The following is a 25,277-nucleotide window of genomic DNA, read 5'->3' as shown; positions in this document are numbered from 1 at the left end:
GTTTAGGCGGGTTCAGTCCCCCAATGAAGAGGCTCGGATGCTCATGTCCTCATCGAGGAGCAGGAGATCAGCCGGCATTCCGGGAGCCAACAGGCTGCCGGCACCAGGGGCACCGCCCGCCGCCTGCAGAGAATCACCCGACTCCGGCACTCCGCCCACCGCACGCAATGGAACGAATCCTGCGGACTTCACAGCGTCGAACGGGCTGAGTCCCACCTCGGCGACTGCCCGCTTCACAGCCTCGTCCATCGTCAACGTGGACCCCGCGATGGCGCCTTGAGTGCCTTCCGCGGTAACCAGGCGCGCTACCGAATCCTTGACCTCGACCGGGAGCGAACCAAGGTGATAGCTCCCATCGTGCAGGCCGGTCGCCGCCATGGCGTCAGTGATGAGAGCGATGCGCCCGGGCACGAGTTCGTGGAGCATACGCGCGACCGGGGCGACGACATGGACGCCGTCATTGATGAGTTCGACGGTGACATGCTCGGCCTCGGCCGCGGCGAGGACCGGCCCCGGAGCACGGTGATGGATTCCGGGCATCGCATTGAACGCGTGGGTGAGGATGCTCGCCCCCGCCTCGAAGGCCTGCGCGGCCAGCGCATAATCGGCAGCCGTGTGACCGACGGCCACACGCACCCCTGCCGCAGAGAACCGACCGATCGCATCGAGAGCACCGGGAAGTTCGGGCGCGATGGTGATCTGGCTCAGAGTTCCATCGGCCGCCTCGAGGATTGCTTCGACCGCCTCCGGAGTCGGCGATGTGAGCACTTCGGGCGCATGCGCACCTTTGAAATCCGGGGACAGGAACGGGCCTTCGGCGTGCAGGCCCATGACCATGGCCCGCTCACGGACGAGTCCGGCGCCCGCGCGCAAGGACTCACACAGCCCCTCGATCGTGTCGGAGACGTAGGACAGAGCGAGCCTGCCGGTGCCGTGGGCCCGATGCACGTCGAGGATCGCATCGATCCCCTCGCTCCTGTCCTCGGCGCTCGCACCGCCCGCACCGTGACAGTGGATATCGACGAACGCGGGAGCCACGTATCCGCCGGCGGCGTCGATGACCTCACCTCTCGCCGAGGCGGCCCTGTCCTTCCAGCCGTCCCCGCGGCCCCGTGCCGTGACCGTTCCCTCGGCGACCGCGATCCACGTGTCCGCGGTCCCCTCGGTGAACGTCACCCGATCGCCGTCGAGGATGCACGCATTGTGGATGACCGCCTCGGCGGGGATCTGTTCGGTCTGTGTCATCTGGGTCCTTCCATCGCTCTGCGAACTCCTCATTCAGGCTACGGAATCAGTTGGTGAATTTACCCCGCAGTAAGGTCTTGGCGAGTAGGGTCTCGTCGGGCAAGGTGTCGACGGGTGTTGTGCCGACAGATCGGCTGTCGGCTCGCCCCAAGGTGCGAACGAACCGCTTGCCGCCTCGCGCCAGGGTGCGAACGAACCGCTTGCTGCCTCGCCCCGGGAGCGCCGACAAAACGGTAGCCGCCCCGGCGCGGGACGCGGACGAACCGACTGCCGCGCCCACCTCAGGAAACTGACGAACCGACTGCCGGCTCACCCCAGTGTGCGAACTCGGTTCGCGTCGATGCCGAGCACATGCGTATCGAGGAACGCGAGCACGGTGCGGTACCAGACCTCGGCGTTCCCGCGGCCGAGGATCCAATGCCCCTCGTCGGGGAAGTAGAGGAACCGATGCTGAGTGTCGCCATCGGCGTCGAGCGGAGTCTTCGCCCGAGTGAGCAGATCCAGCCACAGCTCCTGACCCTGACCGATCGGTACCCGGTAGTCCTTGTCGCCATGGATGACGAGCATCGGCACCTCGATGTCATCGGCGAACAGGTGCGGCGAATACTGAGTCGACTGTTCCCGCATCGCCTGATCCCACGACGAATTGTCCGTCGTCCGCCCCATCGACGTGGTGTTCCACAGAGAGGCGTGGGTGACGATGCACTTGAACGCGCTGCCGGTATGCCCGGCCACCCAATTGGCCATGTATCCGCCGTAGGACCCGCCGGCAAGGGCGACACGTTCGAAATCGATGTCCGCCCTCTCCCCTGCGGCTTCGGTCAGCGCCATGATGTCGGTGAAGGGAGTGCCGCCGAGCTGCTGCTGACCGCGATCGATCATCGCCTGCCCGTAGCCGGTGGAGATCGCCGGGTCCGGCAGCAGCACCGCATAGCCGGCAGCCGCGAAGGGACCTGGGTTCCACCGGTAGGTCCACGCATTCCACGACCCCCATGGTCCGCCGTGGGCGAAGACGACGAGCGGATGCGGCCCCTCCCCTTCCGGAAGTACCAGCCACGCACGGATCGGCGTGCCGTCCTCGGCACGGACCTCGACCTCGGTGAGGGTGCCTTCCTCGTCGAGCACCGTCGCGGGGTTCGCGAGCTCGCTGATGACCCCGGTGCGGAGGTCGACGGAGATCGGCAGCGGCGCGACATCGATCGCCGAGGCGGTCGCCACGACCGTGTCCTCGCGCAGGGCCAGCCCCGAGAACGAATATTTCTGATCGGCGCCCCCGACGAGCCGCCGAGGCTGAGCATCATTGATGTCACCGATGAAGATGCTGCCGCGACCGTGATCATCCGCGGTGGCCACGATGGTCGAATCGTCTGCCCAGATCGGGGAGAACCAGAAATCACCATCCGGCCACACAGGATTCAGTTCCGCGGTCTCGAGATCGAGGACCATGAGTTCGGCCGCGAGGTTGGTCTGCGGAGTCCAGTTCTGTACGCGAGTGACCAGTGCTTTCGTCCCGTCCGGGCTGATCGCCTCGATGTCGAAGCTGTGATCGGCAGCCGGTTTCGTCAGACGATGCAGTTCGGGTTCCCCGTCGAGGTCCACGCGCCAGATCTCACTGGCCTCGAGCTGTCCGGGGATCGGCTTCTCGAGCTGGACGAGGGCGAAGCGCGCCCCATCGTCGACGGCCCAATCGACAAGTCGCCCAGACGGCAGGGACAGGTACCGGAAGTCCAAGCCCGCCGGGGCACTCAGCTCGTCACTGACTTCGGGGAAGTCGGCGGCCGCCTCGTCGAGGGTGGCCACAGCCAGGGTCTGCCGTCCCGGCCCCAGATCATGATCCCAGCGACGGACGGGGAAACCGGTGTGGAGGATCCCGCTGACCTTCGCGTCGCTGCGTTCGGAGCTGAATTCCTGATGGTCGTTCTCGTCGGCGGCCCATGTATGGACAGGGAACTCGACGATGATGGTCTCGCCCTTGACCTCGATTCGGGAGAAACCGCCCTCATGATCGGTAAGCTTGCGGGCCTCACCGTTGTCCGGCAGGGCCCACAGGCTCGGAGACTCGGCATCCTTGCCGTCCTCGCCCTTGCGTTTGGAGGCGAAGACGATCGTGCCGTTCTCGCTCAGTGCGGCCGGTCCCACGGACTGATCGCCGCGAGTGATGCGTCGGGGCGTCTCCCCGCTGATATCGGCGAGGTGGCTGAGGGAGGAATTCCCTTCGGAATTGAGGAACGAGTACTGGGCGATGACGCGGCCGCTCTGATTCGTCAAGAGGCCTTGCAGGCGGCGGGCGTCGAGGAGTCGGGTCACTGCGTCGTGGGTCGTCATCTTCCCATCCTAGATCCCCGCGCAGATTCCGGGGTGAAATCCAGAGAAACCCCAGATCGCCGAGGCGGCTGGACGGATCCCAAGGGCGTGATCCCCGAGGCGGCCGGTCGGATCCCAGGGGCGTGATCGCCGAAGCTGCCGAACGGGATCGCGGGCGCATGACCTTCGCATCACGGGTGCCCGACCGCGACGTCGTTCGGTGCTCACTGGCACGTCAGTGGAAGCTCGGTGACGGGACTTTCTCACCATCGATCGTCACCGTCGGCAGCATCTTCTTGAAGTCCTCCGCCACTTCGGTGTTCGTCTTCGGTGTGCGCATCTCGATGGACAGATTCACCAGGCGTCCGTTGATCTTGTACCCCGTCTGCACCCCGAAGGCATAAGTCGGTTCGTTGTTGATAGCGAGGATCTCGGTCGGACCGAGTTCACCCTGATAGCTCCAGAACTCGCCCGCGGCCAGAGACCCTGTCTGCTCGGCCAACACCTGTGAGTCCTGTTCGGAGAAGTTGTACCGCCTCTTCTGATCAACGACTTCCTGAGCACTGTCACCGTATTCGTCGGTGCAGTTGACGAGGATGGTATCGCCGCGAGTGGTGTCTTCGCCATGGTTGAATACATGGAACTGCTCGGTACTCCCGGTGCTGTCTCTCCAGTCATCGCCGATTGCGAAGGTGAGTTCGACCGGGCAGCTGCTGCCGAACGTCACTGAAGTCTTCGTCATCCCCTCGGGGATGCCGGCTTCGGTGGGCTTGCCCGTAGGCTCGGGACCGGCGGTCTCCTCCACGCCGATCCGCACCGGCCCTGCGGACTTGTCTTCCGTGCGGATCTGGAGGACCGAGCATCCGCTGAGGAGGACGGTCAGTGCGAGTGTGCCGGCGGCCGCGGCTCGTCGCGCCGAGGCGGGTCTGCCCGCGTCGGGACTCCCCGCGGCACGACTCCCCGAAACGGGTCTCTTCGCTGCGAAGATCCCCACGGATGAGGTATCCGATGCCGTGCGCCCAGTCACTGGTCTCACTGCTGGTCACCTCGGCGGCGACGGTCTGGGTACCCCGCTTCCGGACCGTTCTGATTCGGCTGAGCCGGCCCGTACCCGTGCTGAGGCATTTGCGGACCGGATCCGGGCTGCCCGGTGGGCTGGCTTCCGACAGGTGGTTGTCCGGTGGACTGGAGGCCGCCGGCGGGCTGACTGCCTGCAGGCGGCTGACCGTTGTACGGAGCACCGGGCTGGCTGCCGACGGGCTGCTGGCCGAAGTTCTGGGGCCCCGAATTGGGCTGACTTCCCGCGTAGGGCTGGCCGAAGTTCTGCGGACCGGAATTGGGCTGACTGCCCACAGGTGGCTGCCCGAAGCTCTGCTGACCCGAGTGCGGCTGACTTCCGACCGAAGGCTGTCCGGGCTGTTGCGGGCCGGATCTCTGAGGACCCGAGTTCGGCTGGCTGCCGGCAGGCGGCTGCCCATAGCCCGGGTTCTGTCCGCCGGCGTTCGGGGCCTGACGCGGCGGTTTGAACTGCGAATGCTGACCGGAATCCGGCGGGAACCCACCGGAGACGGATTCGCCCGTCCGACGATTGACCAGGTTCCCGTCGACCCTCTCGAGACGACGCTTCGACGTCCGCCGCGGAGTGCCGAGGATCCGTCCCTGCAGTTCGGCCTCATTGGGCTGACGCGGAGGCAGGAATCCGGGCGCCTGCCGCGAATCCGCCTGCTGCACCGGCTGCACCGCATGCGAACCGGCAGCGACCCGATCCATATGATCCGACATCTGCGGAACGGTCACGGGCGCGGCATCGGCAAGGACGGGGAGGACCATGCGCACCGAGGTGCCCACACCCTCCTGGCTGAAGAGCTGCACGGATCCGCCGTGCCGAGTGACGATGGCGCGCACGAGCGAGAGTCCCATGCCCGAACCGGCGACCGCGCGTACACGTGAACCGCGAGAGAGCTCGTCCCAGACGTTCTCCTGTTCGGCCAGCGGGATGCCGCTGCCCGTATCCGCGACCTCGACGACGACCCAGCGGTGCCCGTCGATGATCTGCTCATTGGCACGCAGCTCGACGACTTCGGCCTGCGACGAGTATTTGAGTGCATTGCCCAGCAGGTTGAGGATCGCGGTGAGCAGCAGATCCTCTTCACCGGCGACATCGGGCAGCCGCCACGGAGCACGGGCGACAGTCGCCACGATCATCCGGTCCTCGGCTCCAGGCGCCGTCGATGCATCCTCGACGGCCTGATGGATGAGCGCATCGAGATCGACGCGGGCGTATTCGATGATGCGGGTCTCGACGTCGGCGAGCTTGCGCAGATCGGCCAGCAGTCGGGCGACCCGGCGCGAGGACACGTCGACCTGCTTGGCGGCCGGCTCAACCTCGCTCAGGGTGCCGCCGTCGCGGACGACCTCCCGGATGCTCGCCGCCGAGGTGCGCAGCGCCGTCAGCGGATTCTTGAGCTCATGATCGAGTCGGATGAGCATCCGATTGCGCTTCGTCATCGAATCCTCGGCCGCGGCCGCCTCGATGGATTCCCGCAGCGCGGCCTCACGCCTCTGCAGATACCGCCAGCCGAACCAGGCACCGACGGCGAGACCGCCGAGCACGATGACGAGCAGCAGCAGGAACAGCCAGACCTGGATCTCGAAGACAAGGAAGTTCGTCATAGACGGCTCTGTCCGTCCTCGCCGCGGACCTCACCGACGAAACGATAGCCGCGCCCCTGCACGGTGGCGATCCACCGCGGTTCTGCGGCGTCCTCGCCGAGCACACGACGCAGCTCGGCGACCCGGGAGTCCACGGCGCGGGTGCCCACGGCCTCTTCGAATCCCCACAGCACTTCGAGCAGGCGGGAGCGTTCGATGAGTTCGTCCTTGTGCACCATGAGGTACTCGAGCAGGGTGAAGCCCTTCGGGGTGATGACGAGTTCACGCTGCCCCAACCACGCCCGGCGTCCGACACGGTCGACGCGCAGGCCGAAGCTGGACACGAGCACCGGTGCCGTGGCCAAGGGCGGACCGTCATTGCGGGTCCTGCGCAGCACGGCACGGATGCGCGCGACGAGCTCGTGCGGATCGAAGGGTTTGTTGAGGTAGTCGTCGGCGCCCTCTTCGAGCGCCATCGCCCGCTCGACGCCCTCGCCGACCTGGGTCAGCAGCAGCACCGGAACCCAGTTCTCCTCTTGGCGCAGGCGGCGCAGCACCTGCCGACCGTCGGCTCCGGGCATGAGCACGTCGAGGACGCACACATCGGGTTTGTGACGATGAATCTCGTCGAGAGCGAGCAGTCCGTCGCTGGCAGGCAACACCCGGAAACCGGAGCGCTCGAGGAACGGTACGACCGCCCCGAGGACGTCGGGCTCATCATCGGCGACTAAGACGAGTGGTTGGGGCTCGGTGTGATTGTCAGCCGTCATGGTGGTCTGTTCCGGTTCCTCTCTGGCGTTCCCAGGCGATCTCTCGGGCCTCGGCACGGTCGACCGCCTCGGCGAGTTCATCTCGATACAGCATAGATCGACGCAGGTGCTTGGTGCGATAGCCGGCGCGGCCGACCATATGGGTGGCGACGGGAATCGTCACGAGCTGGAAGGAGATGATGATCGCCAGAGTCGTCACCGTCGCCCAAGTCGGGAACTGGATCGCGATCGCCACGGCAACGAGCACCAGGCCCAGCACCTGGGGTTTCGCGCTCGCGTGCATTCGCGAGAGAAGGTCGCCGAAGCGGACGAGACCGACCGCGGCGGCCAGGGACAGGACCGCGCCGAGGAAGATGAGCACGGCCGAGATGATGTCAAGAACCACGATTGCTCTCCTGCCCGTCGCCATCCGACACGTGCTCGGCGTCATCGGGTCCCGGGTCGGGTCCGGTGCCCTCGCCCTCTCCGCCGCTGTCGGCGTGGGCGTCGTAGGTGGCATCCGCGATCTCGGTGACGTCATCGCCGGGTCGAGCTTGGGGCACAGAGGTCGATCCGGGCCCGGCGCCCTGCTCGTCCGCATCACGGGGCATGTGCCAGTCAGAGGCACTGAACTCGGACAGGGCCCCCGCCTCGGCGCCGGGAGTCATCGAATCGGACTTCGACACATACCGCGACACGCTCACCGAACCGACGAAGCCGAGCATCGCGAGCACGATGAGCACGGGCAGCAGGTCCGTCCGGTCGGACAGAGCCATATACCCGCCGAGGCCGCACATGATCGCCGCCAGCACGACGTCGGTGCCGATCATGCGGTCGAGGATCGACGGACCGCGGACGATCCGGAAGAGCGCAATGACCACCGAGGCGGCCAACAGCACCGAACCGGCGACGACGAGGGAGTGGAGGACGATCTCACTCATGAGCGGCCTCCTTCGGTTTCGGCCAGCGGATCCGGTCTGGCCCGCAGGGCGGCGAGATCACGGTGCGAACCGAGAGTGCGGATGAGCAGCTCTTCGATGTAGTAGACCTGCGCTTTCGCCTTGCGCACCTTCTCCTCGGAATCGCAGTCGAGGAAGTGCAGGTAGAGCATGCCCATGGCGCGATCGCTGTCGATGATGATCGACCCGGGGATGAGGCTGGCGGTATCGGCGATGAGGGTGAGCACGAGGTCCGAGCTCGTGCGCAGATCGCATGCGACGACGGACCCGGCGCCGACCGCTTTGCGACGGAACGCATACCAGGCGACTTCGATGGAGGCGTGGAGAACCGAATAGAGGAACCACAGACCGAACACCAACGCATGCCAGACGTTGAACCGTCCGGAGAGCACAACGGGCGGGAGGTAGAAGACGCGCGTGATGACGAAGGCCAGCACGATTCCGGTGACCACGGTGACCACTGTGATCGAATCCCACAGCATCAGCCACAGCAGAACCAGCGAGACCAGCAGCACGAGCTGCTGGATGAATCCGCGGCCTCGGCTCATCCGTGCCCGGTTCGCCGGCACCCGGTCCTGACCCATCGCCCGGTCCTGTGCCGCTGCCCGGTCCCGGCCGCGGACTCGGTCCTGGCCGTCAGCTCGGGTCTGTCCCTGGTCTCGGTCGGGGCTCATCACTCATCACCTCCGAGCACGTTCGTGACGTAGTCGATCGGCGTCGAGAGGTTCTCGGCTGCCCGGTTCGACATGTCCCACAGAGGTTCGGCTGCGACGGTGAGAACGATGGAGGCGATCACCACCACCGAGGTGGCCGCCACCATGGCGGGGGGAACGCCGATCTGAGATTTCCACTTCTTCCCCGCCAGCAGCGTCTTCTTCCGCTCCGTGAACTCCTCGACGAGGTCCTCGTTCGGCTCCTCCGCATCGGCCGGATCACGCCAGAATGCGAGGTTGAAGGTACGTCCGATGACGTAGAGGGTGAGCAGACTCGTCACGGTGCCGGCGACGATGAGGACTGTCGGGAGCCACGCGTGGTCGTCGAAGCCGGCGAGGAAGAGTGCGACCTTGCCGATGAACCCGGAGAACGGCGGAATGCCGGAGAGGTTGAGAGCCGGGATGAAGAAGATGATCGTGATCACCGGCGAGAGCACCATGAGACCGCCGAGCGACCTCGTCGAGGTGGACCCGCCGCGCATTTCGACGAGGCCGATGGCCAGGAACAGCGCGGTCTGGACGATGATGTGGTGAACCGTGTAGTAGATCGCCGCAGACAGGCCGACACTCGTGCCCAGCGCCACGCCGAAGAGCATATAGCCGATATGGGAGACCAGTGTGAAGGACACGATCCTCTTGATCTCCGACTGTGCGATGGCGCCGAAGATGCCCACGAGCATCGTCAGCCCGGCCGCGATGAGCAGCGGCACCCGCAGGGAGGATTCGGCGAACAGCAGGGTCTCCGTGCGGATGATCGCATAGATGCCGACCTTCGTCAGCAGTCCTGCGAAGACCGCTGTCACCGGGGCCGGTGCCGTCGGATAGGAGTCGGGCAGCCAGAAGGACAGTGGGAAGATCGCGGCCTTGATGCCGAAGCCCAGCAGCAGGAGGACGTGGAGGATCATCTGCACATCGGCCGGCAGGTCCGAGATCCTCTCGGACAGCTGCGCCATGTTCACTGTGCCGCACGCGGCGTAGATGACACCGATGGCGGCGAGGAAGATCACCGAGGACACAAGCGAGATGATCACATAGGTGACTCCCGCCCGGATCCGCTCCGCCGTGGCACCGAGGGTGAGCAGCACATAGGAGGCGACGAGGAACATCTCGAAGCCGACGTAGAGATTGAACAGGTCTCCGGCGAGGAACGAGTTCGCAATGCCCGCGCACAGCACCAGATAGCTGGGGTTGAACACGGAGATCGGAGTCTCGTTCGAATCGTCGTTGGCGTCCTGACTCAGGGCGTAGACGAGCACGCACAGTGTGACCAGTGCAGACACGATGAGCATGAGAGCTGACAGCCGGTCGGCGACGAGCACGATGCCCGCAGGAGGCTGCCACCCGCCGATCGCCACGACCTGCGGCCCATGCGCATCGACTCCGAAGAGGATCATCGTGGCGATGACCATGACCGCGACCAGGATCGCGATCGACACGATGTTCTGCGCCCGCGTGTGCTTCGACAGGATGAGCGCGATTCCGGCGCCGATGAGCGGCAGCAGAACCGGCAGGGGAACGAGCACGGGCAGAAGATCGATCATTCGTCGTCTCCCTGCTGTTTCGCGTCTTTGGCCTCTTCGGTGACCTCGGCCTCCTCGGCGCTGTGCGCTTCCGTCTGCGAGTCCGCGGCCTCCTCGGCGATGGCATCGGCCTCGGCCGGGGTCGACGCGTCCTCGATGTCGTCGGCGAGGTCCTCCCGCTCTGCGGGCGTGCCGTCGTCGTCGAGGTCGATGGCACCGGTGATCGGGGACTCCGCTTCGTCACCGAACTCGGTGTCGTCGTAGTCGGTGCTCGCCTCCGCCTCGGAGTCGATGAGCTTCGTGATCGCCACCTGGAGGTCGGTGTCGTCGTCCTGCAGCGAATCGGCGCGCATGAGCCTCCAAGAGCGGTAGATCATCGCCAGCAGGAACGCCGTCACGGAGAAGGTGATGACGATGGCTGTGAGGACGAGGGCATGCGGCAGCGGATCGGACATGCCTTCGGTCGACAGGTTCTCTCCGTCGGTCAGGGGTGGGGAACCGCGGCCAGCGGTGAGGATGATGAGCAGGTTCGCTCCGTTGCCGAGCAGGATGAAGCCGAGCAGGACTCGGGTCAGGGAGCGTTCGAGCATGAGGTAGATTCCGGCGGCGAACAGGACGCCCATGGCCAGGACCATGATGAAGGGGACGCTCATAGGCGGCCTCCTTCCGCACCGTTGTCGACGTCGAGTTCGTTGACGCGGTCGATGATCTCGGACACGGCCCGGTGTTCGGCTGTGGCGCCCATGTCCTCGGAGAAGTTCACATTGTCGTGGATGCGGTTGGTCAGCATCGCCTCGTCGCGCTCCTGGTGCAGATCGACCTCGGCTCCCAGCGAGCGGAGGATGTCGAGCATGAGGCCGACGACGATGAGGTAGACGCCGATGTCGAAGAACGTCGACGTACCGAAGGACAGGTGGCCCAGCACCGGCAGATCACCCTCGATGTAGACGGACTCGAAGACCGTCCCACCCCAGATCCACCCGCCGATGACGGTGAGGATCGCGGTGACCAGACCGGTGCCCAGCATTCCCGAGGGGGTGAAGGGGGCCGCTTCGGCGAGTTCGTACTTGCCTCCGGCAAGGTAGCGCACGACGAGCGCGAGCCCGGCGACGAGGCCGCCGGCGAATCCGCCGCCCGGATCGTTGTGGCCGGCGAAGAGCAGGTAGACGGAGAAGACGATGACGGCGTGGAAGATCAGGCGGGCAGTGACCTCGAGGATGATCGACCGATTGCGCGGAGCCAGGGTCCGTCCGGCGATGAGCCAGGACGCACGCTTCTGCGACAGCCCTTCCCCGCGGCCGGCGTGGTGGAGGTCGACGACGTCCTCGGCCACGGGTTGGAAGCGGATGCGACCGGCCGCCTCGGTGCCGTCTTTCTTTCGTTCGAACCGATGCAGGTGTCCTTCGCGACCACGGACGAAGATGAGGCCTGCGATACCGGTTCCGGCTGCCACGAGCACCGAGATCTCGCCCATCGTGTCCCACGCGCGGATATCGACGAGGGTGACATTGACGATGTTCTTGCCGTGACCGAGCTCGTAGGCGAGCTGACCGAAGTCGATGGAGATCGGATCGGCCATGCGCACACCGGAGGCGATGAGGACCACTAGCATCATGGTGATGCCCACGGCACCGCCGATGATCGCCCGCCAGGCGGGGGTGAGTCGACCGGTCGACTCGCCGATGCGCGCCGGCAGCCGGCGGAGGACGAGGACGAACACGACGATCGTGATGGTCTCGACGAGCACCTGGGTCAGGGCCAAGTCGGGAGCGCCGACGAAAGCGAAGTAGGCGACCATGGCGTAGCCGGAGATGCCGGTGACGACGACGGCGGTGAACCGCTTCTTGGCTCGGGTGGCACCGATCGCGACGATGACGAGCACGGCCGCGACGATGAGGTCCAGCGGGGTGTCCCAGAGCCGGAACGTGATGTTCCACGTGTCGTTGGAGATGATCGCCAGTCCCAGTCCGGCGACGAGGACGAGGTAGACCACGCCTTGGTAGAACGGCAGCGAACCGCGCTGGGTGCGGGCGGTGACCCACAGCGCCAGGGCCTCCATCCAGCCGATGAGCATTCGGTAGAGCTCATGGAAGTCCAGTCCCGACGGCAGCGTCGCCTGGACCTTCGCGAAGGGACGGCGGTAGATGAACAGAGCGAGGCCTGCGGCGACGGTGACGGCGGTGAAGGCGAGCGCCGGTTCGAATCCGTGCCACAGCGCGAGGTGGTAGTGCCCATCGCCTTCGGCCACTGCCGGCAGCCCGGAGGTCCACGCGGAGAAGTAGCCGTCGAGCAGGCCGACTCCCGGGCCGAGCGCCAGAGTCAGGGCGGTGAGGATGAGCGGGGAGACGACGAGGGTGAGCTTCTCGTCGCGGCGGGCGATGTCGTCGACTCCGGGCTTCGAGGAGAACGCGCCCCAGACGAAACGGGCCGAGTAGGCGACGGTGAGGATCGAGCCGATCATGATGCCGATGAAGGCGATGACCGAGGCCTTGTCCGGCGAGGACAGAAGGGTCGAGTACGCGGCTTCCTTCGCCGCGAAGCCGAGCAGAGGGGGCAGTCCGGCCATCGAGGCGGCAGCGATCGTCGCGCACACGGCGACGACGGGGAAGGCCTTCCAGCCGCCGGAGAGCTTCGTCAGGTCACGGGTGCCGGCACGGTGGTCGATGATTCCGACGCACAGGAACAGACACGACTTGAACAGGGCGTGGGCGATGAGCAGACCCAAGGCTGCCTTCGTGATGTCCGGAGTGCCGAACGAGGCCATGGTGGTGAGGAATCCGAGCTGCGAGACCGTACCGAAGGCCAGCAGCAGTTTGAGGTCGGTCTGCTTCAGCGCCTGCCAACCGCCGATGAACATCGTCAGCAGACCCAGGGTGAGCAGCACCTCGGACCAGCCGGGGATGTTGTTGTAGCCAGGCGCCAGGCGCAGGACGAGGTAGATTCCCGCCTTGACCATGGCCGCGGCGTGCAGATAGGCGCTCACTGGAGTGGGTGCGGCCATGGCGCCGGGCAGCCAGAAGTGGAACGGCATGAGCGCGGACTTCGAGATCGCGCCGACGAGGATGAGGATGACGGCGGAGATGATGATTCCGCCGGTGTCCATGCCCGACTGGGCTCGATCGACCAGGGTCGAGATCTGCCCGGTGCCGGTGGCGGTGATGAGCAGGATCATGCCCACGAGCATGGCCAGCCCGCCTGCGGTGGTGACGATGAGGGCCTGCAGTGCCGCCTGCCTGGAACGGCGGCGGGACTGGCTGTGCCCGATGAGCAGGTAGGAGAAGACGGTGGTGCCTTCCCAGAACAGGTAGAGCATGAGCAGTTCGTCGGCGATGACGAGCCCGTACATCATTCCGGCAAAGGCCATGAAGATTCCCGCGAACCGGGCCAGTCCCGGCTCGTCGGGCGGGAAGTAGCGTGCACAGTAGACGAAGACGAGGGCTCCGACCCCGGTCACCAGCAGCGTCATGATCCAGGAGAGCACGTCGAGGCGGAAGATTCCGGCGAGACCGAGCTCGGGCAGCCAGTCGAGATTCTCCACGACCGGCTGGGCGGCGGGGCCGAAGATCTCTGGGATCGTCGACAGGCTCCACAGCAGTCCCGCGAAGGGGACGAGAGCGAGGAAGAAGAAAGCGTTGCGACCGAGCAGGCGAACCAGAGGGTAGGCGATGACAGATGCCCCGAAGAAGGCCCCTGTCATGACTATCACCGGCGGCCACCTCCGTCATATGCCTGTTTGTGAGAAAGGTTCGTCATGTCATTTTCGCACGAACAGGTGTCGTTTCCCCAATTGCTGGGTGTGAGCTGAGACAGGCTCTGCCCCGACACGACACCGCTCACGCGCGAATCCGAAGGCTGGTCACGCGCGCAGCTGTCTGCTGGTCACGAGGAAGCCGTTCTCGTCGAGACCGATGCCGTCCGAGCCGACGAGCAGCTCGGCTCCGATCGCATCTGTGAGTTCGGCCACCCGACCGCGCATCCGTCGGAAGCGGCGACCCTGGTTCGGCTGATAGCGCTTCGACTCGGTGTCCATCCAGTGCACGTGGTATTCGATCTGCGGGGCGACGGTGTGGGCGGCGACGATCGGCGGAACCCACTCGGCTTCCATCACTCGGATCTCGAGGCTGCCGGCGGATTCATCGATCTCGCCGAGCGGAACGAGCAGGGCATAGCCGTCGAGGATGACCGGGGCGGAAGGGTCGAAGAGCGGATCGTCGATGCTCGCTTGGGCCAGCACATCCTCGTCGGGGGTGGGCAGGGACTGCTGGAAGGCGTGCGGGGCATGGCGGCGGACGAAGTCGAGCGCGACCGACGGCTCCATCCAGTACGAGGAGTAGATGTAGAGGTCGACCTTCGCCTCCGGGTCGGGGATGATCACCCGCGTCGGCAGTCCGGGCTCGTCGGCCAGGCGCACGCCCGTGTGGAGGCGGGAGGCGACGGAGAGCATGAGGCTGAGCATCCGCTCCTCCTCCCGATCCGGCATTCCGTTGGGGAAGGCCTCGTGGAGTCCGTCGGCGTCGGCGAACCAGTCCGGCGGCGGGGTCGGCTGCCGATCCCGGGGGCAGTCGATGACGATGGCATGCCGAGCCCAGTCGGGGACTTCGAGCGCGGCGGCATCGGCCGGGTCGAGGGCAGCCCCGGAGCTCAGTCGGGAGTGCCGGCTCAAGCGCAGCTGCCCGTGCTCGTCTAGCACGGGGCGCAGATCGGGCAGCTTGTTGTGGATGAGCGCGAGGACGTCGGAGACCTCGACCGCATCATCGAGGAGGATGAGGTGGAAACCGCGCAGATCCGCCGAGGTGGCCGTGTCCTCGGGCGCGGACGTGTCACCGCCGTATCCGGGCCGTCCCGTCGACGGCATCCCGGTCCGCCGCCTGCTCGCGGCCTGAGCGTCGGAGGCAGGGGGCACGGGGGCGGCAGTGGGCGCTCCAGGCGTGACTGAGGCCGGCGAGACGGAGCCACCGGCGTCAGGGCCGACCCGGTCTCCGGTCGCATTCGGGACGCCCGAAACCTCGGCGTCGGGGGCCTGGTAGCGCGCAGCGTCGGCCTGTTCCCGGGCGGCGCGTTCAGCGGCTTCGCGTTGCAGCCGCAGTTCGCGGCGGGTGATCACATGTCCCTCCGATAGAAATTGAGGTGCGAACGGGAAGCGGTCGGGCCGCGCTGGCCCTGGTAGCGGTTGCCCGTGGCCTGGGAACCGTAGGGGTTCTCCGCCGCCGAGCTGAGTCGGAAGAAGCAGAGCTGGCCGATCTTCATCCCCGGCCACAGGGTGATCGGCAGGGTCGCGACGTTCGACAGCTCCAGGGTGACGTGGCCGCTGAAACCGGGGTCGATGAAACCGGCCGTCGAATGGGTCAGGAGACCGAGACGTCCGAGCGAGGACTTGCCCTCGAGCCGAGCCGCGACATCGACGGGCAGAGTCACGAGCTCATGAGTGGATGCGAGGACGAACTCCCCCGGGTGGAGGACGAAGGGCTCCCCCGGAGCGGCTTCGACGAAACGGGTGAGTTCGGGCTGCTCGAGGCTCGGGTCGATGACCGCGTATTTGTGGTTGTCGAAGAGCCGGAAGTAGCGGTCGAGACACACGTCGACGCTGGCCGGCTGGATCAGCGACGGGTCGTAGGGGTCGAGGGCGATGCGTCCGGAGTCGAGCTCGGCGCGGATGTCGCGGTCGGAAAGGAGAGTCACGCTTCCGATGGTAGTCGCTGCAAGCCCCGCACGCTTAAGCCTTCTCTCCTCTCCCCTCTGCCGAACCATGGGTCGAATACGCATAACCGGCCGGCAAAATCTACCGACACGCCGAAACTATGTCACAAAACGGTAACGATTCTCGGGAATTCTCCTGATTTTTACCCGTGTGTCTCCCCATAGCGGCGGATGAATGCTTTAGGGTAATGAGCTGTACGGACCCGCGCACGATGGTGCCTTCCCCTTCTTAAGCCAAGGAATGCCGGGAGTCCATCGTCTTTCGTGGGTAGACAACAATCGAAAGGCATTACTGTGAAGACCTCGCGTCTTGTGCTTGCCCCCGCAGTAGCCGTTGCATTGACAGGTCTTGCTGGCGCCCCGGCGTTCGCAGCGACAGAGTCCACCGCTTCGGTCCCTCAGCAACCGCTGTGCGCCCAGGGTGATCAGCAGTCATCGAGCAGCTCCGAATCGGATTCTTCGGTTCCCGACGAGTCGGATCCGCAGGCGACCCTTGCGCAGGCGCAGGTGACCCGCGCCGACATAGCTGACGACAAAAAGGGAATCGGCTTCTCCGGCACCGGATTCAGCCCGGACCAGAAGGCCACGGTGACCGTCGTCGGCACCGATGGCACCGAATACTCGCCGGACAAGAAGCTCACGGTCGACGAAGACGGAAAGGTCTCCGGCACCTACTTCTTCACCGTCACCGACGGTGCCCAGGTGCCTGTCGGCGAGTACTCGCTCTACCTCACCGATCTCAAGTCCGAGAAGAAGTCTTCGAAGGTGACCTTCGAGGTCGTCTCCAAGGCCTCCGAGGTCGACGAACCGGGCAAGGGCGACGACGATAAGTGCGATTCGGCCACCGGTCCCATCAAGACTCCGGACGAGACTCCCAGCGAAACGAAGTCCCCGGAGCCCTCTGAGACGAAGACCGAGGAGCCCACCACCGAGGCACCGAAGCCCAGCCCGTCGGAGACGAAGACCGAGGATCCGACCACGAAGGCTCCCGAGCCGACGGAGACCAAGACCGAGGAGCCCACCACCGAGGCACCGAAGCCGAGTCCGTCGGAGACGAAGACCGAAGAGCCCACCACCGAAGCACCCAAGCCGAGCCCATCGGAGACCGACAAGGGCGAGGACAAGGACGACAAGGCTCCTGCCGACGGTGTGAAGCCGGGACCCGCCGAGGGTCCGAAGGACGAAGCGCCGAAGTCCGACGAGCCCAAGGTCGATGAGACCGACGGTGCCGAAGACGACAAGAAGGCCGAGGACGAGGCTCCCGAGTCCACCGGTCCGGCCAGCCCCGGCACCGAGGACAAGAAGCCTGCCGCAGCCGCACAGGCGTCCATGTTCATCAACCCCACCGAGGTCAGCTCCGAGGACTTCCTGAACGACGGCATCAAGATCGGCGTCAGCGGGGCTCAGCCCGGCGAGAAGGTCTCGATCACGGTCGAGCATGCCCAGGGCAAGGTCGACCGCTACACGATGACCAAGGAAGCCGATTCCGAAGGCAAGGTCACGTTCGGCGTCCAGGCCAAGGTCAAGGCCGTGCTCGGCACCTACAACGTGCGTGCCCAGGCCGAGAGCTTCGATGAGCCCCAGGGCGGAAGCTTCACCGTGCTCACCAACGGCACCGCCGTCGACGAAGGCGGAAACGGGGCCGGGAACGGCAGCGGCTCGAATGATTCAGGCAGCGACCTGCCGCGCACCGGTGCCGAGATGACCGGACTGGCCCTCGGTGTCGGTCTGCTCGCAGTCGGTGCAGCAGCTGTCATCATCACCCGTCGGCGGATGAACGCCTCCGACGATCCCGCGGAGTTCTAAGCCGCGTTGAACGATGAATTGTCCCTCGCGGGGCTGCAGCTCGACGGACGCGAGATCGACCTCGGACGTCTGCGAGCAGGGACAATGCTCGGACTCATGGGCAGCCCGGACAGCACCACCTCGGTGGTGCTGTCCGCGGCGGCCCTGCCCCACGTCGCACCACCACCACGCTTCCCGACCGGTCGCCGGTCGGGTCGCTTGCGTGTGCGCAGCTGGATGAAGAGCTATCTTCGCGAAGCCGATGCCGGATCTGGGGAGGCGGCATCGGCAGCGGATCCATCGGCTGCATTGACATCGTTCGGACTGCGGTCCGATATTCTGCGTCGGCGCCTCGACGACCTCGACGCGACCGATCGTGCCCGCCTCGCCCTGGCCGCGGCTTGGGCGAGCGGCGCGAAGTGGCTGGCTCTCATCGACCCGTTCGGTTCGGTCCCCGGCCATCTGCGCACCGGGCTGCGGGGTCGCTTCGCCGAACTCGTCGCCCAAGAAGGGCGCGGTGTCGTCTTCAGCTCGAATTCGCTGACCGACCACACCATCGCCGAGGCGGGGGTGGCCGATATCGAAAAGGACCAACTCGTCGCGCTCGGCTCCTTGGAGCAGATCGTCACCGAACCGCGCGGTTCGCTGCCGGCCGAGCTCAGCGGGGTCAATGTCTATTCCGGGCTGGCCCGGAAGGGATGGCTGTCCATCGGCCATTCAGCCGTGCGCGCCCGCACCGAACTCGACGGGAAGGTGTTCGTCACTCTCGGGTGGCGTGCCGCCCTCCTGTCACTGGACGAACACGACCCGGCGTTCACCTCGGCGACGGTGTTCGAAGCCATCGTCACGGGACTGCGCGATCGCGGTTCCTGTCTGCAGGCGAAGCTCTCACCGGTCGATACGGAGATGGGCCTCGCGCTCGACGTCGACCTCGCCGACCTCGCCGGAGTGGCGAGAACGCAGCCGGATTCGACGAAGCCCGACGCATCCGCCGAATCGGCTGAGGATTCTGCGGCGACCGCCGAGTCAGACGCGAGCGAAAAGCCGACCATCGGATTCGGTGTCCTGCACCCGGGACTCGGCGCGACGATCTCCGAACTGCGAGCCAACGTCAAGGTCGGCACGCATGTCTTCGTCGAGGTCGACACCTCTGCCCTGCATGCCTACCCGGTCGAGTGATCCGCGGCAGATAGACTGAGAACTGCCCAGTCCCCTCAAGTCCCCAACCGAATCAGGAGCGCCATGCGAACGTCGCGCAGACTTCTGATCTCAGCGCTGACGGTCGTCGTCCTCACAGTGGCAGCGGTCCCCCTCCTCAACTTCACCGTCTACACGCCCGCGCGAGCCGCCGAATCCTATATCTCGGCGATCGAACGCGGCGATGCGCAGAGTGCCTTCTCCTACCTGTCCACGCCGACTCCGACATCGACCTTGGCACTCAGTGACGAAGTGCTCTCCGCGGCTCCCGATCTGCCGCGCGAGCCCGAGGCCGAGACCGTTTCCGTCGACGGCGATCACGCGAAGGTCAGCCTCAGGTACAACCTGTCCTCGCGGGAGCAGACCGTCGATCTCAACATGGTCCGCCTGCCTGCCAGCGCGGGACTCTTCAACCGCTGGGCCATCGAACAGGAAGCATGGCCGACCTTGACCCTGGACGTCTCCGGTTCGTCGACGGCGACGGTCAACGGATACGGGGTCAGCACGGGGAGTGTGCCCGTGCTGTTCCCGGCGAGCTACCTCGTCGGTTTCGATGCGACGTATCTGAAGTCGCGATCCCAACGCACCGAGGTGACCGCCCCCGGCGACTCCCCCACCGTGAAGCTCTCGCCCGAACCCACGGCCAAGCTCGAGCAGACCGTGGAGGAGCAGGTCACCGACCATCTGCAGGACTGCATGAAGTCGAAGACACTCATGCCGGCCGGCTGCGTCTTCGGCTACGACACGGACAACGAGATCATCGGCGATGTCTCCTGGTCGCTCGAGCGCAGTCCGCAGATCGGGCTGACCTCGTCCGGCAGCGATCTCGAACTCACTCCCTCGACGGTCGAGGTACGGGTCAAGGGACGTTACCGCGACATCGTCACCGCTGCCGAACACGACTTCGACGAGAAGCTCTCCTTCGTCCTCGGCGGCTCGGTGGTCGTCAAGTCCTCACAGGTGAGCTTCGAACCGCGCCGCCTCGGCGACGTCACCATCGCCTGAGGGGCGCTCCTCCTGCTGAGGTCCCAGTCCCGCTCCACAGGCCCGTGTCCGGACCTCCGACGGATGCGCCTCTCGCGGTTCTCCTTGCCACAGTGATTGTCGGGTCGATCCACGGCGTTCAGAACGCCGCAACCACCGTGGATCGACCCAGCAATCTCCGTGCATGGGCGATTCTGCAACTACCGTCCGCCTGATCGACAGCGGCCCTCGCTCCGGTGGCGGAGCGCTCAGGCGCCGCGGAGGTCGAGGGTGAGTGCGTTCGGAGCCGAATCCACGAGCTCGACCGGGATGCCCCAGTCCTGCTGGTAGAGGTGGCAGGCCGCGTGCAGCGGGATCTCTCCCCCGGGCTCACCGTCGCAGGCTGCAGCACGCGCTGTCACGTGCAGCACTCCCTCGGTGTACTCGGGATTGATGACGATATCTCTGCTGAGCCCCTCGGCTCCGCCTTCTCCTGAGGAGATGAGTTCCGGCGGCGTCGCAGACACCTGCAGGAACGTGGGATCACCCCACCGGTCGTCGAGCTTCTGACCAGCTGGGACAGTGAAACTCACGGTCAGCGACACCGGACCGGAGGCGATCTCCGTCGAAGGGCGCTTCGTCGTCAATGCGCCTTCGTCGACCTTCTGGGCGTCCTTGGGCAGCTTCACCCGGGTGAGTGCGTGTGCGGCGGACTCGACGACGATGAGTTCGGCGTCATCGGGGGTGCCTTCGTTGCCGATGAGGACGATGTCCGAGGGTTCGCGCAGGCCGCGCGCCAGGGTCGTGACTTCCTCGGTCCTCGGGTCGAAGCGGCGGATCGCACCGTTGTAGGTGTCGGCGATCGCGACCGATCCGTCAGGCAGGCTGCGCACTCCCAGCGGGTGCTGCAGGCGGGCTTCGGCGGCCGGTCCGTCGCGGAAGCCGAAGTCGAAGAGTCCGACGCCCACCAGCGAGGACACCTCACCTGTGGCGGGATCGAGGCGGCGGATCGCCGAGGTCTCGGAGTCGGCGACGAACACCTCGCCCGCTGGCCCGAGCTCGAGACCGGAGGATTGGGCGAACCAGGCTGACTCGCCGTCGCCGTCGACCAGGCCCTCGTTCATCGTGCCCGAGAGGATGCGGATCGTGCCGTCCTTCGGATCGAAAGACCAGATGGTGTGGTTGCCGGCCATCGCCACGACCACCTCGGCGGTGGAGGGGACGAAGAGGACATCCCACGGCGACGACAGCTTCACGTCTACCGCGGGTCCATCGTATCGTCCCAGCTCACCGGGCTTGCCGCGGACGTTGTCGATGGCACCGACCATGTGCTGCTCACCGGTGCCGGCGATGGTCGTGACCGTCTCGTTCGTCAGGTCGATCCCGCGCAGGGTGTGGTTGACGGTATCGGCGACGACGAGCTGGTAGCCGACTTCGGCCGCCAGGTCGGCGGGCAGCACGGTAATTCCGCCGGGTTCACTGAAGCTCGCCGAGGCGAAGTCGCCGTCGTCCGCGCCGCGCTCACCGGTGCCGATACGGCGGATGATCGTGGCCGCATCGTCGTCGTATTCGACGAGGCTGTGGTGTCCGGAATCGGCGACCATGAGGTGGCCCGAGGGCAGCCGGGTGGCCTTTCCGGGGTAGAACAGGTCCGTCTCCGGGGCCGGCGGCGGAACGTAGGGCCCGTCGCCGGAGTGAAGGGTGCCCTTGGCCGAGTGCTCCTCGATGAGGCCCTCGATGATCTCGGTGAGGCCGGCCGCGTGGCCTTCACCGGACATCGTCGCTACGAGGTAGCCCTCGGGGTCGATGACGGCCAAGGTCGGCCAGGCGCGGGCGGTGTAGGCCTGCCAGGTGACGAGGTCGGGATCGTCGAGGACGAGATGCTCGACCTGGTAGCGTTCCACGGCCTGGTCGACGGCCTCGACGGTGCGTTCGAACTCGAATTTCGGCGAGTGCACGCCGATGATGACGAGCTCTTTGGCGTACTTCTCCTCCAACGGGCGCAGTTCGTCGAGGACGTGGAGGCAGTTGATGCAGCAGAAAGTCCAGAAGTCGAGGAGAACGACCTTTCCGCGCAGGTCGGCCAGGGTCAGATCCTTGCCGCCGGAGTTCATCCATCGGCGGCCGACGAGTTCGGGCGCACGGACCTTGACGTCCCGTGTCGCAGCGTCGTGCGTCGAGGCGTCATGCGTCGACGCTGTGGGTGCGGCCGCCGGGTCAGCGGCAGGGGCTGGGACGGTGGATTCTTCCGGCCTGGTGTTCATAGTCCAATGATCGCAGATCCCCCACCGAGGCGGCCTCCCCGGTGTCATCATGTGACCGGCTCCTCATCCCCGATGTCAAACGGGGATGAGGATCGGATGGGCGATGCCTTCCGGCTGCAGCCGGTGCACGGACTGTCCGTACACCTCGTCGACGAGCTCTTCGGTCAGCGCCTCGGCGGGTCGACCGTCGGCGACGAGTCGCCCGTCCCCGAACACGAGAACACGGTCCGAATACCGCAGTGCGAGGTTGAGGTCGTGGAGGACGACGACGATGGCCGCCCCGTCGGCGCGCAGTGCCCGCACCGATTTCAGCAGTGACTCCTGATGCCTGAGGTCGAGGGCGGCGGTGGGTTCGTCGAGGAAGACGATCGGGGTCGTCTGCACCGTCGTCCTGGCAAACGACACCCGGGCTGCCTCACCACCGGAGAGCGTCGTGATGTCACGGGTCTCGAAGCCCTCGAGGTCGGCATCGGCGATCGCTTCGGCGACGAGCGCGGCATCACGGTCGGCGTCGATGTCCCAGGGCAGCCGCCCCATGTGCACGGCCTCCTCGACGCTGAAGGCGAAGTTCGAGCTGTTGTGCTGGAGCATCACCGCACGCACCCGAGCCAGCGGTCCCGACTTCCACGCCCCCACCTCGGTGCCGGTGATCTCCACCGACCCTCGCGTCGGGGACACGTCCCCGGCCAGCAGCGAGAGCATCGTCGATTTGCCCGCCCCATTGGGACCGACGAGGGCGACGACCTCACCGGCACGCAGATCGAAAGACACCCCGGAGACGAGCTCCCGGCCGTCGACGACGAAGGTGACGTCGCGGGCGCGGACGACCGCCTCGGCGGCATTGTTCACAATCACCATGAGCTTTTCCTCATCCGCACGACCAGGAACAGGAAGAAGGGCGCTCCGACGGCGGCCGTGAAGAGACCGATCGGGACCTCGGCGGGCGGAGCGACCACGCGGGAGGCACAGTCGGCGGCGACGATGAGGATCGCACCGGCGATTGCCGAGATCGGCAGCAGCCCCCTGTGGCCGGGGCCGACGACGATGCGCACGATGTGCGGGACGACGAGGCCGACGAAGCCGATTGCCCCGGCGAAGGCCACGGCCGCGCCGGTGAGCAGTGCGGTGGCGATGATGATGGTCAGGCGGCTGCGTTTGACGTTGAGCCCGAGATGCTGGGCCTCGCGCTCACCGAGGGTGAGCACGTCGAGGGTGCGGGAATTGAGCAGGACGATGACCAGGCCAGCGACGAAGACGGGCAGAGTCGCCCAGAACTGGGGCCAGATCACCTTCGCCAGCGACCCCATCTGCCAGAACGTCAGAGTCTGGAGCTGCTGATCGTCGGCGATGAAGGTGAAGAACCCCGTCAGCGCCTGACAGCCGGAGCCGACGGCAATGCCGACCAACAGCATCCGTGAGGTTCCCGTGTTCCGGCCCGGGCGGGCGAGGACGTAGATGAGTCCGGTCACCACCAGGCCCGCGAGGAACGCGCCCAACGGCAGGAGCCAGGTGATGCTGCCACCTGCGAGCACGATGACGCCGACGGCTCCGGCCGAGGCGCCGCCGCTGACGCCGATGATGCCCGGATCGGTCAGCGGGTTATTGAACAGGCTCTGCAGTGCGGCTCCGGAGATCGCGAGCGCGGCCCCGACGAGCACGCCCATGAGGACGCGGGGAATGCGCAGCTGCCAGACGACGGAGATGTCGCGCTGGCTCAGCCCTGCGCCGTCGACGAGGCCGAGCTGCGCTCCGACGATGCGGGTGACGTCGTCGAGCGGGATCCGCAGCGGACCGACCGAGGCCGAGACTGCCATGAGCAGCGCGAGGACCGCGACTCCGATGAGGACGCAGGTCAGCAGCGGGATTCGCCGGACGCTGTGCCGCTTCTCCGCCTTCGCGGCGGCGCTGCTGTTCACCGGTGACGGCTTCTGGGACCGGTTGAGGACCTTCGCGCTCACGAGAGCTGCGCGACCGCCTCGGCGAGGGCCTGCGCACCGACGCCGATCTCCGGGCTCGAGTACTTCAGCTGGGCGTCGGGCATGACGAAGATCGCCGAGTTCTGGCCTGCGGGCGTCTGGTCGAGCGTCGGGAACGCCTTCCACAGGCCGTCCTCGCCGCCCCACTTCTCGTAGTCCGATTCGGCCATGACGACGACGTCCGGCGCCGAGGCGACGATGCCCTCATTGCTGAATTCGCGGGAGTATCCGCGCAGCTTCGATTCGGCTCCGACGCTCGTGTAGCCGAGCGTTTCGATCATCTCATTGCCCGGCGTTCCGGTGCCGGCGACAGCATTCTGGCCGCCGGCGCCCGAGGCCGTGACCTCGATGATCGAGAGATCCGTCGTGTCGGATTCCTTCGCGGTCTTCGCGGCATCGGCGAGCTGGTCGTCGACGATCTTCGCGAGCTCTTCGCCGGCGTCCTTCGCCCCCACGTACTCGGCAACGGCCTTGAGCTTGTCGCCCTGGGACTGCTGGTCATCCATGACGACCGCATCGGTGCCGGCGTCGCGGAACTGCCCTGCAACATCGCCGTGGCGTTTGGTGTTGTCACCGATGAAGAGGGTGCCGTCCATGGCCAACAGGCCTTCGACACCGGTGCTCTTGCCGAATTCGAAGTGCTCCGGGGCATTCTTTGCTTCGGGAGAGACAGCGTCCTCCGGGGCGGCTGCGATCTTGTCGGTCAGGCCCAGCGCTCCAAGAGTCGATGCGACGCCGTCACCGGCGACGATGATCTGGTCGATGTCCTTAACCTCGACGCCGGTGCCCGTGCCGTCTTCGACCTTGACGGGCAGCTTCGGCTTCGCTTCGATCGTGGAGAAGTCGCTCTCTCCCGAGATCTGCTTCCAGCCTTCCGGGAGCGGGACGGAGAGATCGGAGCCGGAGCCCTGATCGGCAGCGGAGTCGTCAGCGGTGCCGGAGGTGGACCCTCCGCATCCGACGAGTGCCAGGGCACATGCGGCTCCGATGATCGTCAGTCCAGTTCTCATTACTCTCCTTGGGGTGGTGTGGCGTGGTGGCTGTGTCTGCGTTGCAGCGGCCGAAGCGGTGTAGGGCGGAATCTTCGTTGGATCTGAGGCGTGCGTGGAGGAGTTGGCGCCTACCAATTGGTAAGCCTAACCTAAGTGGATAGACTAGCAACGTTGTCAGCCGACTTGTCCAATCGATGTGGTCGACTGTCCGAAATGCGATACTCACCGGCCCTCAATGACGGCCCGAGGCCGTCGAGTGCG

At 66.1% G+C, this 25,277-nt stretch carries 20 protein-coding genes; 3 read left to right on the top strand and 17 right to left on the bottom strand.

The window, feature by feature from the left end; translation table 11 throughout:
• Positions 1–12: 12 nt before the first annotated feature.
• From ACU4IU_RS10310 to dcd, 13 genes are all read right to left on the bottom strand, one after another.
• Positions 13–1,245, bottom strand: coding sequence for an N-acetylglucosamine-6-phosphate deacetylase (locus ACU4IU_RS10310; protein WP_446656655.1), 1,233 nt, complete (start codon positions 1,243–1,245; stop codon positions 13–15).
• A gap of 309 nt (positions 1,246–1,554) precedes the next feature.
• Positions 1,555–3,570 carry an alpha/beta fold hydrolase gene (locus tag ACU4IU_RS10305; protein WP_446656654.1) on the bottom strand — a complete coding sequence of 672 codons (2,016 nt, stop codon included), beginning with the start codon at positions 3,568–3,570 and terminating at the stop codon, positions 1,555–1,557.
• A 214-nt stretch (positions 3,571–3,784) separates the two neighbouring features.
• The gene (locus tag ACU4IU_RS10300; RefSeq protein ID WP_446656653.1) at positions 3,785–4,585 is read right to left on the bottom strand and encodes a hypothetical protein; all 801 of its coding nucleotides are present in this window, start codon (positions 4,583–4,585) and stop codon (positions 3,785–3,787) included.
• Positions 4,582–6,222, bottom strand: a complete 1,641-nt coding sequence (locus ACU4IU_RS10295; RefSeq protein ID WP_446656652.1) for an ATP-binding protein — start codon at positions 6,220–6,222, stop codon at positions 4,582–4,584. Before ACU4IU_RS10295 ends, ACU4IU_RS10300 begins: the two co-directional genes overlap by 4 nt.
• Positions 6,219–6,971, bottom strand: coding sequence for a response regulator transcription factor (locus ACU4IU_RS10290; protein ID WP_139468984.1), 753 nt, complete (start codon positions 6,969–6,971; stop codon positions 6,219–6,221). Before ACU4IU_RS10290 ends, ACU4IU_RS10295 begins: the two co-directional genes overlap by 4 nt.
• The gene (gene mnhG, locus ACU4IU_RS10285) at positions 6,961–7,356 is read right to left on the bottom strand and encodes a monovalent cation/H(+) antiporter subunit G (RefSeq protein ID WP_101546653.1); all 396 of its coding nucleotides are present in this window, start codon (positions 7,354–7,356) and stop codon (positions 6,961–6,963) included. Before mnhG ends, ACU4IU_RS10290 begins: the two co-directional genes overlap by 11 nt.
• Entirely contained in the window at positions 7,346–7,891 is a 546-nt protein-coding gene (locus ACU4IU_RS10280) for a monovalent cation/H+ antiporter complex subunit F (protein ID WP_139468983.1), read from the bottom strand. The genes mnhG and ACU4IU_RS10280 overlap by 11 nt, the downstream gene beginning before the upstream one ends.
• Positions 7,888–8,583 (bottom strand): Na+/H+ antiporter subunit E, encoded by a 696-nt coding sequence (locus ACU4IU_RS10275; protein ID WP_446656651.1) that lies wholly within the window; start codon positions 8,581–8,583, stop codon positions 7,888–7,890. The genes ACU4IU_RS10280 and ACU4IU_RS10275 overlap by 4 nt, the downstream gene beginning before the upstream one ends.
• Entirely contained in the window at positions 8,583–10,163 is a 1,581-nt protein-coding gene (locus ACU4IU_RS10270; RefSeq protein ID WP_139468982.1) for a Na+/H+ antiporter subunit D, read from the bottom strand. Before ACU4IU_RS10270 ends, ACU4IU_RS10275 begins: the two co-directional genes overlap by 1 nt.
• Positions 10,160–10,795, bottom strand: coding sequence for a Na(+)/H(+) antiporter subunit C (locus ACU4IU_RS10265; RefSeq protein ID WP_446656650.1), 636 nt, complete (start codon positions 10,793–10,795; stop codon positions 10,160–10,162). The genes ACU4IU_RS10270 and ACU4IU_RS10265 overlap by 4 nt, the downstream gene beginning before the upstream one ends.
• The gene (locus ACU4IU_RS10260; protein ID WP_139469126.1) at positions 10,792–13,839 is read right to left on the bottom strand and encodes a Na+/H+ antiporter subunit A; all 3,048 of its coding nucleotides are present in this window, start codon (positions 13,837–13,839) and stop codon (positions 10,792–10,794) included. Before ACU4IU_RS10260 ends, ACU4IU_RS10265 begins: the two co-directional genes overlap by 4 nt.
• A 159-nt stretch (positions 13,840–13,998) precedes the next feature.
• Positions 13,999–15,246: a hypothetical protein gene (locus ACU4IU_RS10255; protein WP_259358440.1), complete on the bottom strand. Its 1,248-nt coding sequence runs from the start codon at positions 15,244–15,246 to the stop codon at positions 13,999–14,001.
• Entirely contained in the window at positions 15,243–15,821 is a 579-nt protein-coding gene (dcd, locus tag ACU4IU_RS10250; RefSeq protein WP_139468980.1) for a dCTP deaminase, read from the bottom strand. The genes ACU4IU_RS10255 and dcd overlap by 4 nt, the downstream gene beginning before the upstream one ends.
• Positions 15,822–16,133: 312 nt before the next feature.
• On the opposite strand from dcd, the gene ACU4IU_RS10245 reads away from it, so the two are divergent.
• The 3 genes from ACU4IU_RS10245 (at position 16,134) to ACU4IU_RS10235 (ending at position 19,826) form a co-directional block, all read left to right on the top strand.
• Complete coding sequence (locus tag ACU4IU_RS10245) at positions 16,134–17,645, top strand: LPXTG cell wall anchor domain-containing protein (RefSeq protein ID WP_446656649.1); 1,512 nt, start codon at positions 16,134–16,136, stop codon at positions 17,643–17,645.
• 6 nt (positions 17,646–17,651) lie between these two features.
• Entirely contained in the window at positions 17,652–18,803 is a 1,152-nt protein-coding gene (locus ACU4IU_RS10240; RefSeq protein ID WP_446656648.1) for an ABC transporter, read from the top strand.
• Positions 18,804–18,866: 63 nt separating this feature from the next.
• A complete protein-coding gene (locus ACU4IU_RS10235; protein WP_259358443.1) occupies positions 18,867–19,826 on the top strand; it encodes a hypothetical protein in 960 nt (319 codons plus the stop codon).
• A gap of 227 nt (positions 19,827–20,053) precedes the next feature.
• Here ACU4IU_RS10235 and ACU4IU_RS10230 read toward each other — a convergent pair whose 3' ends face one another.
• From ACU4IU_RS10230 to ACU4IU_RS10215, 4 genes are all read right to left on the bottom strand, one after another.
• On the bottom strand, positions 20,054–22,048 hold the full coding sequence (locus ACU4IU_RS10230) for an NHL domain-containing thioredoxin family protein (RefSeq protein ID WP_446656647.1): 1,995 nt from the start codon (positions 22,046–22,048) through the stop codon (positions 20,054–20,056).
• Between the two features lie 75 nt (positions 22,049–22,123).
• On the bottom strand, positions 22,124–22,906 hold the full coding sequence (locus ACU4IU_RS10225) for a heme ABC transporter ATP-binding protein (RefSeq protein ID WP_446656646.1): 783 nt from the start codon (positions 22,904–22,906) through the stop codon (positions 22,124–22,126).
• Positions 22,900–24,006: a FecCD family ABC transporter permease gene (locus ACU4IU_RS10220; RefSeq protein ID WP_446656645.1), complete on the bottom strand. Its 1,107-nt coding sequence runs from the start codon at positions 24,004–24,006 to the stop codon at positions 22,900–22,902. Before ACU4IU_RS10220 ends, ACU4IU_RS10225 begins: the two co-directional genes overlap by 7 nt.
• On the bottom strand, positions 24,003–25,034 hold the full coding sequence (locus ACU4IU_RS10215; RefSeq protein ID WP_446656644.1) for an ABC transporter substrate-binding protein: 1,032 nt from the start codon (positions 25,032–25,034) through the stop codon (positions 24,003–24,005). The genes ACU4IU_RS10220 and ACU4IU_RS10215 overlap by 4 nt, the downstream gene beginning before the upstream one ends.
• Between the last annotated feature and the right edge of the window lie 243 nt (positions 25,035–25,277).

This window comes from Brevibacterium sp. CSND-B09, assembly GCF_052906525.1.
The sequence above is the reverse complement of the archived record's forward strand: the minus strand, read 5'-3'. Positions and strand labels throughout refer to the sequence as shown.

Bases quoted from the DNA above. Each gene is read 5' to 3' on its own strand.
- ACU4IU_RS10215 (WP_446656644.1), bottom strand. From the start codon at position 25,034: ATGAGAACTGGACTGACGATCATCGGAGCCGCATGTGCCCTGGCACTC.
- ACU4IU_RS10230 (WP_446656647.1), bottom strand. From the start codon at position 22,048: ATGAACACCAGGCCGGAAGAATCCACCGTCCCAGCCCCTGCCGCTGAC.
- ACU4IU_RS10270 (WP_139468982.1), bottom strand. From the start codon at position 10,163: ATGATCGATCTTCTGCCCGTGCTCGTTCCCCTGCCGGTTCTGCTGCCG.
- ACU4IU_RS10260 (WP_139469126.1), bottom strand. From the start codon at position 13,839: ATGACAGGGGCCTTCTTCGGGGCATCTGTCATCGCCTACCCTCTGGTT.
- ACU4IU_RS10275 (WP_446656651.1), bottom strand. From the start codon at position 8,583: ATGAGCCCCGACCGAGACCAGGGACAGACCCGAGCTGACGGCCAGGAC.
- ACU4IU_RS10225 (WP_446656646.1), bottom strand. From the start codon at position 22,906: ATGGTGATTGTGAACAATGCCGCCGAGGCGGTCGTCCGCGCCCGCGAC.
- ACU4IU_RS10235 (WP_259358443.1), top strand. From the start codon at position 18,867: ATGCGAACGTCGCGCAGACTTCTGATCTCAGCGCTGACGGTCGTCGTC.
- ACU4IU_RS10265 (WP_446656650.1), bottom strand. From the start codon at position 10,795: ATGAGCGTCCCCTTCATCATGGTCCTGGCCATGGGCGTCCTGTTCGCC.
- ACU4IU_RS10290 (WP_139468984.1), bottom strand. From the start codon at position 6,971: ATGACGGCTGACAATCACACCGAGCCCCAACCACTCGTCTTAGTCGCC.
- ACU4IU_RS10295 (WP_446656652.1), bottom strand. From the start codon at position 6,222: ATGACGAACTTCCTTGTCTTCGAGATCCAGGTCTGGCTGTTCCTGCTG.
- ACU4IU_RS10310 (WP_446656655.1), bottom strand. From the start codon at position 1,245: ATGACACAGACCGAACAGATCCCCGCCGAGGCGGTCATCCACAATGCG.
- ACU4IU_RS10280 (WP_139468983.1), bottom strand. From the start codon at position 7,891: ATGAGTGAGATCGTCCTCCACTCCCTCGTCGTCGCCGGTTCGGTGCTG.
- ACU4IU_RS10305 (WP_446656654.1), bottom strand. From the start codon at position 3,570: ATGACGACCCACGACGCAGTGACCCGACTCCTCGACGCCCGCCGCCTG.